The 13671-nt window shown below is 47.5% G+C and carries 7 protein-coding genes; 5 read left to right on the top strand and 2 right to left on the bottom strand.

Features of this window, described 5'->3' with window-relative positions:
- The first annotated feature begins 4 nt into the window (after positions 1 to 4).
- The 4 genes from FXO21_RS11545 to FXO21_RS11530 all read left to right on the top strand — a co-directional run bounded on the left by FXO21_RS11545 (position 5) and on the right by FXO21_RS11530 (position 5807).
- Positions 5 to 1111: a FecCD family ABC transporter permease gene (locus tag FXO21_RS11545; protein WP_149640211.1), complete on the top strand. Its 1107-nt coding sequence runs from the start codon at positions 5 to 7 to the stop codon at positions 1109 to 1111.
- Positions 1108 to 1911: a heme ABC transporter ATP-binding protein gene (locus FXO21_RS11540; RefSeq protein ID WP_149640210.1), complete on the top strand. Its 804-nt coding sequence runs from the start codon at positions 1108 to 1110 to the stop codon at positions 1909 to 1911. The genes FXO21_RS11545 and FXO21_RS11540 overlap by 4 nt, the downstream gene beginning before the upstream one ends.
- Positions 1912 to 1935: 24 nt before the next feature.
- The gene (locus FXO21_RS11535) at positions 1936 to 2985 is read left to right on the top strand and encodes a hemin-degrading factor (protein WP_149640209.1); all 1050 of its coding nucleotides are present in this window, start codon (positions 1936 to 1938) and stop codon (positions 2983 to 2985) included.
- Positions 2986 to 3257: 272 nt separating this feature from the next.
- Positions 3258 to 5807 carry an adenosylcobalamin-dependent ribonucleoside-diphosphate reductase gene (locus tag FXO21_RS11530; RefSeq protein ID WP_149640208.1) on the top strand — a complete coding sequence of 850 codons (2550 nt, stop codon included), beginning with the start codon at positions 3258 to 3260 and terminating at the stop codon, positions 5805 to 5807.
- Positions 5808 to 5948: 141 nt separating this feature from the next.
- Here the strand turns inward: FXO21_RS11530 and purB are convergent, their stop codons facing one another.
- Entirely contained in the window at positions 5949 to 7298 is a 1350-nt protein-coding gene (purB, locus tag FXO21_RS11525; RefSeq protein ID WP_149640207.1) for an adenylosuccinate lyase, read from the bottom strand.
- 155 nt (positions 7299 to 7453) lie between these two features.
- On the opposite strand from purB, the gene FXO21_RS11520 reads away from it, so the two are divergent.
- A complete protein-coding gene (locus FXO21_RS11520; protein ID WP_149640206.1) occupies positions 7454 to 8194 on the top strand; it encodes an MIP/aquaporin family protein in 741 nt (246 codons plus the stop codon).
- Between the two features lie 4 nt (positions 8195 to 8198).
- Here the strand turns inward: FXO21_RS11520 and FXO21_RS11515 are convergent, their stop codons facing one another.
- Positions 8199 to 13649 carry an alpha-2-macroglobulin family protein gene (locus FXO21_RS11515; RefSeq protein WP_149640205.1) on the bottom strand — a complete coding sequence of 1817 codons (5451 nt, stop codon included), beginning with the start codon at positions 13647 to 13649 and terminating at the stop codon, positions 8199 to 8201.
- Between the last annotated feature and the right edge of the window lie 22 nt (positions 13650 to 13671).

The raw sequence follows: 13671 nt of genomic DNA, 5'->3' as shown, positions 1-13671 counted from the left end.
CGGCATGCTCGCTGAAATCGAAAAAGAACGGGATATTGAAAAGCCAGTCGTGGAAGCGCGGCTGTTCCTGCCTTCCTCAACGGGGAAAATGGCGTGGATACTCGGCTTTATATTACTCGCCTGCGTCGTTTTCTCAGCCTGTACCGGCGCACTTTCGATTTCTGTGCGCGAGCTGGCCGACATTATTGCGTTCAAATTAGGCTTCATCAAAGAAACGAGCGTAGAAGAGCAGAAATCGATCGTTTTCTGGGTGATCCGGTTACCGAGGGTTTGCCTCGCAGTATTGATCGGGGCGGGGCTGGGTATTGCAGGAGCTTCGTTGCAGGGACTTTTCAGAAATCCCATCGCCGACTCCACATTAATAGGTGTTACTTCCGGGGCGGCGCTTTTTGCCGTTTTCGTATTGATGTTGAATGCCAGATATTTCGCAATGCTCACCGAACTAGGCGGCGCTTACAGCATTTCTTTTGTCGCATTTCTCGGCGCAGCATTCACGACATTTTTAGTATATCAATTGTCCAAAATAACCGGCGAAGGCGGCATTACCACCCTGCTGCTTTGTGGTATCGCGATCAATGCATTTGTAGGCGCCATTACCGGATTAATGACCTATCTGGCTGACGATCAGCAACTGCGAAGCATTACGTTCTGGAACCTTGGCAGTCTCGGCGGCGCCACGTGGACTTCCGTTCTGGCTGTTTTGCCCTTCGTTTCCATATCTGTTCTGTTCATGCCCTATTTATCCAAAGCATTAAATCTGCTGGTATTGGGCGAAAGTCAGGCGGCTAGTTTAGGAGTGAATATGAAAGCGCTCAAACAAAAAGTGATCATTCTCGCGACATTAGGCGTAGGCGCTTCCGTCGCAGTTGCAGGTACGATCGGCTTCGTCGGTCTTATCGTACCGCACATTATACGCACAACATTTGGCCCAAGTCACAAAACGCTGATCGTGGGCTCCGCAATAGGCGGCGCTATTGTATTGACATTGGCAGATACTTTGTCAAGAACAATCGTAGCGCCCTCCGAGCTGCCGATCGGCATATTAACCTCGCTGCTGGGCACTCCATTCTTCATCTATATTCTTTGGGAACAAAAACGAAACAGACGATGATGGAGATCAACCAGGCGGGTTTTGAAATTCGGGGCCGCAAGCTTTTACATGAAGTAAGCTTCCAGGTGAAGTCCGGGGAATTCTGGGCGATTGTGGGCGCAAATGGCGCAGGTAAATCTACGCTGATCAAAATGCTGTCCTCTGAGCTGGCTCCTACTTCGGGTTCGGTTACTTTCGACGGGAAGGACCTGAAAAAGTATAAACTGCGGGACCTGGCGAAAAAACGGGCGGTGCTCGCGCAGCAGAATACGATCACGCTTTCATTTACGGTGCAGGAGATCGTGTTAATGGGAAGATATCCTTTCTACGATTCCGAGCCGACGCAGCGTGATCTTGCCATTGTTGATATGTGCCTTAAAAAAGTGGGTATTGCCCATTTGAAATCCAGGTTATACCCGACTCTTTCCGGCGGCGAGCAGCAGCGCGTGCAGGTTTCAAGGGCGCTGGCGCAGATCTGGGAAGTCGATAAAGGGTTGTTGCTGCTCGACGAACCTACTACCGGAATGGACCTGTTGCATCAGTTTGAAACTTTCCAGCTGGCGAAAGAAATGACTACCAAAGGTTTCTCGGTTGTCGCAGTAATCCATGACCTGAACCAGGCTTTGCAATACGCAGACAAAGTTTTAATGCTGAAAAACGGACAAAATTTCGCAATCGGTTCACCTTCGGAAGTGCTGACGGAGACCAATATTCAGGCAGCGTTCGGCCTGGCGGTGCAGATTATACATTCCGAGCATATTCAATTTCCGATCATCGTACCAAATGTTGCGCCGGCATTATCGGGCATTGCGCAGTTATAATATCACATTTAAAAAAATATGACAATGAAATCAACCCTTTCGCCAGACAGAACTGAACTCAAAGAACGTTGGGAAGAATTTAAGGTAATCAACCCCAAGACGCGGATTCGCGACGCTGCCAAACAACTGAATACCAGTGAAGCTGAGCTGGTTGCGATCGGGATTGGTGAAACTGCTACCCTGCTAGACGGCGATTTCCGTGAGCTGATCAAGGAAGTAGGTTCACTGGGGCACGTGATGGCGCTTACCCGCAACGACCACGTCGTGCATGAGCGGAAAGGTGTTTATGAAAATGTTTCTTTCAATAACCACGTCGGACTTGCTTTGGGCGAGGATATTGATCTGAGGTTGTTTTTGGGAGATTGGAAATTCGGTTTCGCTGTGTCGGAAAACGACCGTCATAGTCTGCAATTTTTCAACAGCTTCGGGGAAGCTGCCCATAAAATTTACCTCACCGAAAAAAGCAACAAAGAAGCTTACGATACATTAGCAGCAAAATATAAGGCTGCTGATCAGGATGTTAACCTATTTATTAGCCAGAAACCAGAGAAGGCGCCGGAGCCTGAGACCCAGCCGGAAGTCGACGTAGCCGCATTCCAGTCCGAGTGGCTTGCGCTGAAAGACACGCATGACTTTTTCACGCTGCTCCGCAAATACAAGCTGTCGAGAAAGCAGGCGTTACGCTACGCGCCGGAAGGATATGCATACCAGATCACGCCTTCCAGCATGAAGCCCGTTTTCGACGCGGTTTCAGCCTCCGGACTTCCGATTATGGTTTTTGTTTCCAACCCCAATTGCATCCAGATCCACACCGGCCCGATCAGCAAGATTTTCGTCATGGGGCCCTGGCTGAATATCATGGATCCCGAGTTCAACCTGCATTTGCGCGAAGACGCGATCGACGAAGCCTGGATCGTCCGCAAGCCAACGGAAGACGGAATCGTAACCGGCATTGAACTGATCGACAAAGAGGGAGTTATGTTCAACCAGTTTTTTGGAAAAAGAAAACCGGGTATTCCCGAGCTGAAAGAGTGGCCGGCATTGCTGGGAAGCACGGTTACCAGGGTTGTTTAACATTCAAATTCAAGAACTTCCAAGTTAAAATTTCGCCATAGTATTCTGGAAAACCGGTTTCTTTTCGAGCCGGTTTTTTTGTTTATATAAATTAAAATTATTTACCCGCCAATAATTTTTTTTGTAAACTTTTTTAAAAACGCAAATCGCTAATTTTCTGTCTATTAGTATTTTATAATTGTACTTTTGTTAACATTTTGTTAAATTTTCCTGATATAGGTGTTTTGATTTTTGTACATTTAGCCTCTCAATCCTATTAAAAATATACTCACATGGAAACAGTTCAGTCTTCCCAATCCGAGCGGACTTACACGTCCGACGAAGCATATCAGGCTTCCCTTCAATACTTTAAAGGTGACGATCTGGCCGCCAGGGTTTGGGTAAATAAGTATGCGCTGAAAGATTCTTTTGGGGCGATTTATGAAGCTACCCCGGATGATATGCACAGACGTATCGCGAAGGAGATTGCCAGAGTGGAGCAGAAATATGCGAACCCACTGAGTGAGACTGAGATTTTTGACCTTATTAAAGATTTCAAATACATCATCCCGCAAGGCAGCCCGATGACCGGCATTGGTAATCCTTACCAGATCGCGTCGCTTTCCAACTGCTTTGTGATTGGAAATAATGGCGCTGCCGATTCGTATGGCGGCATCATGAAGATCGACCAGGAGCAGGTGCAGCTGATGAAAAGAAGGGGCGGTGTGGGCCACGACCTTTCGCATATTCGTCCAAAAGGTTCTCCGGTTAAAAATTCAGCGCTTACTTCCACGGGCATTGTGCCGTTTATGGAGCGTTTCTCAAATTCGACCCGGGAAGTTGCGCAAGACGGTCGGCGAGGCGCATTAATGCTTTCGGTAGCGATCCGGCATCCTGATTCTGAGGATTTTATCGATGCCAAAATGCAGCAGGGGAAAGTTACCGGCGCGAATGTTTCGGTGCGGATCGATGACGACTTCATGAAAGCGGTTGAATCGCAGGGAACTTACAAACAGCAATATCCGATCAAAAGCGCCAATCCGACGCATGTAAAGGACATTGATGCGACGGTACTCTGGAAAAAAATCGTTTACAATGCGTGGCAATCGGCGGAGCCGGGGATATTGTTCTGGGATACGATCACGCGCGAATCTGTGCCCGACTGCTACGCCGATCTGGGCTACGAAACCGTTTCTACAAACCCTTGCGGCGAAATTCCGTTATGCCCCTACGATTCCTGCCGCTTGCTGGCGATCAATTTGTTTTCCTATGTGGATGATGCTTTTACTGACAAAGCGAGTTTCAACTGGACTTTATTTAAAAAACATATCGCCGCCGCCCAGCGCATGATGGACGATATCATCGACCTCGAACTGGAAAAAATCGATGCGATCATTCAAAAAATCGACGCCGATCCGGAAAGTGATGAAGTGAAGCTGGTAGAAAAAAATCTCTGGCTGAACATTCAGAAAAAGGCGCAGGAAGGGCGGAGGACCGGTATTGGCATTACTGCGGAAGGTGATATGCTGGCTGCATTGGGGCTGCGCTACGGAAGCGACGCCGGAAATGATTTTGCAGTTGAAATCCACAAAACCGTTGCATTGGAAGCTTACCGCGGCTCTGTGCACACTGCCAAAGAGCGTGGCGCATTTGCCATTTTTGATTCGGAAAGAGAGAAAAACAATCCGTTTATCCTGCGCCTGAAAGCCGCCGACGCGCAGCTTTACTATGAAATGCTGGAATACGGCCGCCGGAATATCGCCCTGTTAACCATCGCGCCTACCGGCACCACGAGCCTGATGTCGCAAACCACTTCGGGTATCGAGCCCGTTTTTCTGCCGGTTTATAAAAGAAGGAGAAAGGTAAATCCGAATGACAAGGATGTGCGTGTGGATTTTGTGGATGAAGTTGGCGACTCGTGGGAAGAATATGTCGTTTTTCACCATCGTTTCAAACAATGGATGGAAGTAAACGGACACGATCTGACGAAAAACTATTCCCAAAAAGAGCTTGACGACCTGGTCAAAAAATCACCTTACTACAAAGCGACCAGCAATGATGTAGATTATCTGAAAAAGGTAAAAATGCAGGGAGCGATCCAGCAATGGGTGGACCATTCAATCAGTGTGACGATCAATATGCCGAATGATGTAACCGAAGAGCTGGTAGGTGAATGCTACATGGAAGCCTGGAAGGCTGGCTGTAAAGGAGTTACGGTTTACCGTGACGGTTCCAGATCGGGTGTCCTTATTTCAAACGAAGAAAAAAAGGAAACTAAAACCGACGCGCCAACCCCTTTCCCGACTGAAAGGCCGCAGACGCTGGAAGCTGATGTAGTCCGTTTTCAGAATAAAAAAGACAAATGGATCGCATTCATCGGCACGATCGATGGCAGACCTTATGAGATTTTCACGGGTTTTGCCGATGATGAAGACGGAATCCTTATCCCGCGCTGGGTAAATGAAGGTTTGATTATTAAAAACCGCGAAAGCGATGGTACCTCAAGATACGATTTTCAATATAAAAATACCCGGGGCTATAAGACTACAATAGAGGGTCTGTCTCACAAGTTTAACCCCGAATACTGGAACTACGCCAAGCTGATTTCCAGCACATTGCGTCACGGAATGCAGATTGAGAAAGTTGTTGATCTGATCGGAAGCCTGCAGCTGGACGAAGCGATCAATACCTGGAAAAACGGAGTGGCTCGGGCATTGAAACGCTATATTCCCGATGGTACCGACGCGGCCAAACAGAAATGCCAGAATTGTAATTCGACCAATCTGATGTACCAGGAAGGTTGTCTGACCTGCAAAGATTGCGGTTCTTCGAAGTGTGGATGATGGTTTTTAGGGCTTTTAGCTTTTGGCCTTTGGCTGTTAGCTGTTAGCTGTTAGCAATTGGCTTTTAGCTTTGGCATTGACAGCACCAAAACTAAAAGCTAAAACCTAACAGCTAATAGCTAACGGCCAATAGCCAACCACCTAATCCTCCACCACTCCCAAATAATTGTACGGCGTCAGCGCCCTTAATTCTTCGCGGATTTTTTCGGAAACGTCCAGCGTTTCGATGAAGCGGGAAATAGAATCGTGGTTGATCTTCTCATTTGTGCGGGTCAATTCCTTCAATGCTTCGTAAGGTTTTGGATAGCTTTCACGGCGCAGGATCGTCTGGATTGCTTCTGATACTACCGCCCAGTTATCTTCGAGGTCAGATTTTAGCATTTCACCGTTTAATTCCACCTTACCCAGTCCTTTTATCAGCGAGTTAAGTGCAATGGCCAGGTGTGCAAGGGGAACACCTATGTTTCTCAAGACCGTCGAATCCGTCAAGTCACGTTGCAAGCGAGATATTGGAAGTTTCGAAGCAAAGTGTTCAAATAATGCGGAAGCAAGTCCCAGGTTACCTTCTGAATTTTCGAAATCGATCGGGTTTACTTTGTGCGGCATCGCCGACGAGCCTACTTCCCCGGCCTTGATCTTTTGTTTGAAATAACCCATGGAAATGTAAGTCCACATATCCCGGTTCAGGTCTGTCAGAATGGTATTCAACCTTTTCAGGCAGTCAAAAGTAGCAGCCAGGTTATCGTAATGCTCGATTTGGGTCGTATGCTTACTTCTTTTCAAACCCAGACCTTCCACAAAATGATTGGCAAAAGCCATCCAATCTTGCTTCGGATAAGCCACGTGGTGCGCATTGAAATTTCCGGTTGCCCCGCCGAACTTAGCAGAGGCGGGAATTTTATCAAGCATTTCCAGCTGCCGCTCTAACCTTTCCACAAATACCAGAAACTCTTTTCCAACGCGTGTAGGTGAAGCCGGCTGACCGTGTGTGAATGCAAGCATCGGCACATTTTTCCACTCGATCGACATTCTTTTCAATACAAAAAGTACCTGGCGGAAAAGAGGCTTGATCTGCCGCTCCAGCGCATCCTTTAATGAAAGCGGGATCGCCGTATTGTTGATATCCTGGGAAGTAAGACCGAAATGGATGAATTCCTGATAGGTTTCTATTCCCAATTTTTCGAATTGCTCCTTAATAAAGTACTCAACCGCCTTTACATCGTGGTTAGTCACTTTCTCAATGTCTTTGATATGCAGTGCATCCGCCTCGCTGAAATCTTCATAGATCTTGCGAAGCAAAGGATATTTCTTTTTGTCAAATTCTGATAACTGAGGCAGCGGTAACTCGCAAAGCGCGATGAAGTATTCTATTTCGACAAATACTCTGTAATAGATAAGGGCATATTCGGAGAAATAAGTTGATAGCTCTGATACTTGTTTATAGTAACGGCCATCAACCGGAGAAATCGCTGTGAGCTGATTTAAAGACATGATTTTCAATACAGAAATTGATTATCGCGCAAAGTTAGTGGAATTCACGGTCACAAAATGGTAAAACGGATACGAAATATTCTTTTTGGTATCGGGCTCCGAATTTTTAAAACTATTCGCATATTCGCCCGTCAAACCTTATCCAACAATACCTTATGCAACCTTCACCATTCATTGGAGAGTTAGTCGGAACCATGGTCCTAATTCTACTTGGCAACGGCGTGGTCGCCAATGTTGTTCTCAAAAGAACGAAAGGTGAAAGTGGCGGCTGGATTGTCATTACCGCTGGCTGGGGCTTTGCGGTGATGATAGGTATTTTCACTGCAAATGCATTCGGAAGTGCAGCAGCTCATTTGAATCCTGCTGTCACCGTCGGCCTGGCAGTGCTCCGAAACGATTACAGCATGCTGGCCAGCTACATTCCGGCACAACTGATCGGGGCATTTTTAGGAGCGATATTGGTTTGGCTGCAATATCTGCCGCATTGGAAAGCAACTGAGGATGCAGGCGCAAAACTGGCCTGTTTTTCCACTGATCCCGCAATCCGCTCGACCGGCGCAAACTTCCTGAGTGAGTTCCTGGCAACTGTTTTATTGATCGTCGGTGTTGTGGCGATCGGCTACGCAGGTACTTCCGATCCCGAAAGAGGCGGTATTCCGTCGGGCGTAGCACCTTATCTGGTTGGTATGCTCGTGTGGAGCATCGGTCTTTCTCTGGGAGGTACCACCGGCTACGCGATCAACCCGGTCCGCGACCTTGGCCCCCGTATCGCCCACGCCATTTTGCCGATCCCAAATAAAGGAAGCTCCGACTGGGGCTATGGCTGGATTCCAGTTGCTGCGCCTATTGCCGGAGCTATTATAGGAGGACTGATATTACGCTCCTTTTCCTTTTAAAAAATTACTCAACCTTAATTTTACCACCACCGGAATAGCTTCTGTATTCACCGCGGTACATCGCATCCGCAGCAGCCGGGCCCACTATAAAGTCGCCTTTTGAGACAATCCTGACCTGATAATAGAAGGTTTTGGCCTGCCTTTCGGCGCTTGTGAAAAAATGGATCCTATCGTCCCGGATATCATAATATTCCGGAACCGCCGAATTCCTGATCCAAGGCATATCACGCGGCTCGGTAATGCGGGGATTTTCTATTTCAAAACCGGCGGGCAGCAGGTCTGTCACCACCACGTTTTCAACAGGAAGTCCGTTCGTGCTTGTCAGGGTTAATTTCACAACAACCAGATCATTTTGACGAAACGCCTGAACAGGCGCACCGTCTCGGGTCAGGAACTGCCTCCGAATACTCAATCCCTGATCTTCTTCCGTGTACGTGCCGGTAGCGGACATTCCTTCCGTTTGTGCAAACCAGTACAAGTCGCCTTTCCCCTGCGTTTTCACACTCACTTTTTTCCCCGCTATTCCTTTTGAAATTTTCACCTCTTTACCATTAAATGCAGCCAGCTCCTTCCCTCCTGCCGAAACTGTGGCGGTAACCGTCGAGCCGGAAGTCTTTTTAGCCAACTTGCCAAGCGCCAAAACCGCAAAAGCAGCTTCCTGGGTATTGAGGTAAGATGCTGATTGAATAGCCTGCGAAAGCTGCCTGCCCAGTGCCGGTATCTGCAAATTGCCCGGGTCGGATTCCAGTAATGTATTCAGCACAAGTGACATATTCCGGAGCGGGGATGAATAGCTATCATCCTGATATTGAGCCGCATGATCAGCAGTATATTTTTTTGGTAAAAGAGCTGAAAAACTGCGCGCATCTCCTGCAAGCTGGAAGGCCGCTGCCAGTAAATACCTCGAATCTGTTGTCAGTAACTGTGCATTCTGTTTATAATAATTCATCGCTGCACGATTGGGATTCCCGTTCAAAGCCAGCACATACAGGGAATAAATCGCCTCCCTTTTTGCCACCAGTTTGCGTGTTTGTGTGCCAGTCGGCTGATAATCAAGTCCATTTCCGGTGGAAGCAATTACTGCTTCTTTCGTAGCGCTTGTCCCGGATTGCAATTTAAGGTAATCAAGCGCGCGGCTGATTGTTTTGACATTCACCTCAAAACCAGCTCTCCGGGCTTCTTCCAGAAAATGCACGGCATAAGCTGTGGCCCACCAATCTTCTTGCGTAGCACCCGGCCACATTCCCATTCCGCCATTATAAAGCTGTTGCGCCTCGATTTTCCTGATCGCCAGCTGAATATTGGTCATCGGGTTCAGGTCGCTTTCTCCGTTTCGCACCGTGTACACGGGCACTGCCATTGCTTTCGTGAGATCAGAGAAATAGATCTGGGGAAATGCTTTTGAAATGGTTTGTTCCAAACAGCCATAAGGATATCCCAGTAACGTGGAAAGTGCCTTTCCGCCTCCCTGCACGAGCGGGGAGCGGCTGAGTACAATCTGACTGCGACTGGTTGCCGGAATGAAGGATGTGCTGAGATCGATAACTCCCTGGCTGTTGGCAGTAATTGTCCCGGATGTACTCGTTTTCAAGAGCGGAGAAGCCGGCCTGACCGACACTTCGGTTTCATTTACAAATGTTTCCCCAAAAGCATTGACCTTCACAACAACTTTCGCCAGCCCGATCGCCTGCGCAGCTTTTATAGAAAACGTAACCCTGTTTTCCTTGCCTGCGGCAATAGGTATGGTTTGAGAAGCTTGGCCGCTGGCAGCTACCGGCCCCTGCAGTTGCAACGAAACAGAAGCATTTGCCGCGTTTTTGCTCGTATTACTAATATTAACGGGCAAAATCAATTCGTCTCCCGGGCTGAGAAAACGGGGCACCGCGGCGCTGATCACCACCGGATCCGCTACTTTCATATTTTTACTCGCCGACCCAAAAGCGTTGTCTTTATAGGCCACTGCCATGATACGCAGGTCGCCGCTGAATTGCGGAATGTTAATGTCAAAAGTCGCCTCGCCACTGCCATTCGTGGTGAGTATTTTACTCCAGAAGGAAACAAGCTCTTTCCTGCCGTTACTCAGCGGGTTGATCCTTCTTTCCAACTCAAAACCGTCACCGCCAAAACTCGACTTTGCATTCAGGGTCAATTCAGGGAATAGCTGTGCGTACAAATCGTGACTGGTCACTTCCAATGCCCTTTTTTGGTAAAAGTGGCCGTAAATGTCAGGCGTTTTGAAATTTTTGATTTGCAAAATACCTTCGTCCACCACCGACAAGGTTACCTGTGTATTGGGCTTTGTTTTTACTTTGATCTTTTGTCTCGTTTTGGATCGGGACTGTTCGGCGACAGAGATTGTAACCGGCAATTTTCGATCTGTATCCTCTACTATGATGGGCGAAAACCCATGCGCAACCGTGAGCGGCATATCCGAATTGTCCATTTTCCGGATCAGCGTCGCGGTGACGAACACATTGGGTAAATGCTCCTCCTTAATTTTCAGCGTCAGCTCGGCTGCCTTTTTATCAGTGGTCAGGATATGCTGTTCAAGTACATTGTTCCGCTCCACTGTCACAAGCAATCTTCCGTCAAATGGCGTTTTGAACAAAATCTTCGCCGCGTCGCCGGTTTTGTAAGTTTCCTTGTCGGTTTCCATCAAAACCCTGCCTTCATTACTTACCTCGAAGGATGAATATTGCGTATTACCGTATCCATAAGCGTAAAATTTGGCGACTGTATAATGTGCCGCTCCCGGCCTTTTCACCCGCACTTCATATTCCCCTGAAACGGTAGGAGCATAGCTGAATGTGCCTTTGCCGGTGGGTAAACCCACTGTTTTTGAGTACACCACTTTCTCCTTTTTGCGGGAAGTATATTGCAGCCGCTCATATTTTTTCTCCACAACAGTCTGATATTCAATACGAACCACTTCCACAGAAGAAGTTGCACCGCTTTGTAACTGACCTTTGCGGTTCAGTCCGATGATATCGATAGGTACCGGCGCATTTGTGCCTACATAAGTGTCCGGCAAGCGGATTCCATAGAATACAGGCTGCGTGAATACATCAAACCGCTGCAACCGATTGACTGGCCGTCCATTTTCATCAAAAACCGTCACATAAATTTTCCCTTCCAGCACGCCGATATCTTTCAGCCCGCCGCCCAGCACGAAGTTCTCTTTTGCCTGCCCGTTTTCATTGGTAACGCCCTGCCGGGTTTCTTTCGCAAAGGAAGTTTCAGCAGGAATATCGAAAGTGTATTCAGAAAACCCTTTTGCAAAAAACCCCTTTCGCGTAAGCTGAGACTCCATTTCGTAAGTACGGTTGGCTGCGGGCGGGCCAAACAGATTGACAGCAGTCGCCGTGAGCGAAACAGTCCCGCCGGACATATAGTCCGTGTTGGCACCACTCAGATCCACCTTGATCCGATCGGGCATAAATTCCTCCACACTGATCGAATGCGATCCGAGCAGCACATCATTCGCATTATATACATCCAGCACATAGTTGCCCGTCAAGGCGGCACGGTCGATTTCCACTTCTGTTTCAACTGCGCCCTGTTCATTGGTCGTTTTACGCCAGTTCCGGTATTCGCGGCCATTTGGAGTTAACATTCTCATTTTCAGCGGAACCTTCGCGGCAGTCTGCCAGGACTGACTTCTCAGCACCGTATTGAAATACATTGTTTCACCTGGCCGATAAATATCCCTTTGTCCATAAGTAAAAGCCTGAAAGCCAGATGCATTATCTCGTGCACCTTCCACTTCAAATCGCGAAGTTTCTACTTTGGTGTCATTTAAAACGAGGTAATTGAAATCTTTGTCGTTGCTAGCCGTAATCATCGCCGCCTTGAAGCCTGGTGCTTTTTCTTCCAGTTTATCAATATGTGCAACTCCCTTTCCGTCGGTAGTAAGGGTGTGAATCACCTGATTATTAGAGCTGATCAATGTGATTTCCAGATCGGAAATAGGGTCGTTGGTCTGGATCGAATTAGCAAAAACCCATAGTTCATCTTTCCCCTGCTTGGCTATTAATCCAATATCAGAGATCGAAATCAGTTTGGTAGCGCTTAAATAGGCTTCATTCGTAGATCGAACCGTCACCAGATATACGCCCTGCCGCTTGTTTTCGTCGGGTAATGCGATATTAAGGGCAGATAATCCCTTGCTTTTGGGTAAATTTTCCGTTTCTACATTCTTGAAAACCAGCACGTCGCTCATGCCACTTTCCCAATCGTCGCTATATTGAAAAGTACCTGTTTGCTGCCATTCATCGCCCACATAACCGTAATCGTTCCAGCGATTTTGGCGGATGTAGCTCAGGATATTATTGGAATATAATTTCGATATTCTTACCTGTACTTCGGGAATGTTCACGATCTGAACGCCAATGTTCCGGGAGCCTTTTCCGGGAAGGTAAACAGCTTTTTTGTTGGTAAATGAAATAGCAGGCGGCAGTTTTCCAAAAAACAGGTCCTTCGAAGTTTCCTCTTCCAGCGCCTGCCCGAGCATGCCTTTCAGGCTTTTATTAAGCAGTAACGAATATGTTTCCGTTTCATTAAAATCAGCGCGGATGATGAACCCATTCTGCGTCGGCTCCATTTGGGAAACAGTATCCGGATTAATGCTGAAACCTTTGGCAATGCTCTCCTTGTCAAGCTCCTGCGAGGTGATCACTCTTGCATAGCCCGCATTGTTTTCGAAACCGGTTTGAATGTCAATTACTCGTAAATGAAGTGGCGAAGGCAAACTCGCGTTGCTGGAGATTTCCGCATTGGAAGCGTACTTGGTATTCGGTATTTTCAAACCCGGCCCGATGATGAGTTTTACCGGCGTGTCATTATTATCCGCCTTTCCGGCATTGGTTAATGCGATTATTACCTGCTTTTCGTCGGGAGAAGGAAGTATTTTAAATGCTGCGGCTTGATCGGCAATGGTGATTTTCAGCTTTTCTGCTACTTCCTGCCTGTTAACCGGGTAGTTAAACAGCAATTTGAGCCTTGCTTCCTGCCTGCCGCTTTCCTGCGAAATAGTCCACCAGGCTTCTGTTCCCGCCAGTTGCAGGAAAGGTGTGTGGAAATCCAGCGGATCTTTGGAAATATCATACTTTTTCTCGGCTTCTACTTTTTTGGTGAGCAGGTTTGTAAGATTCGCTTTGTAGGACGTAGCGGGTTCGAACCCCGCAACGGGAGAAAAAATCAGTTCATTTGGCGCTGTCCATTTGAACTTGCCTTTTACAGCAGGCTCGAACTGAATGTACTGCGTTGAATCCCAGTCATTCAGGTCCCCCAGGGCAACCAGGTCTTTATTAAAAGTAAATACAAGATTTTGCGACAAACTGATTTCATCCGCGAAATTGGTGCCGGCAATCCTGACTTCGTTCAAAGACGAGCAACTATTGAATAACCAGCTGAAAAAGAACAGGTAAACGAGGGAAAGCAGAGAAGGTTTTTTCATAACGACATATAAAAAACGGATG

Origin of the sequence: Dyadobacter sp. UC 10 (assembly GCF_008369915.1) — a bacterium.
Taxonomy (GTDB): domain Bacteria; phylum Bacteroidota; class Bacteroidia; order Cytophagales; family Spirosomataceae; genus Dyadobacter.
This window is presented reverse-complemented; position numbering and strand designations above follow the sequence as displayed.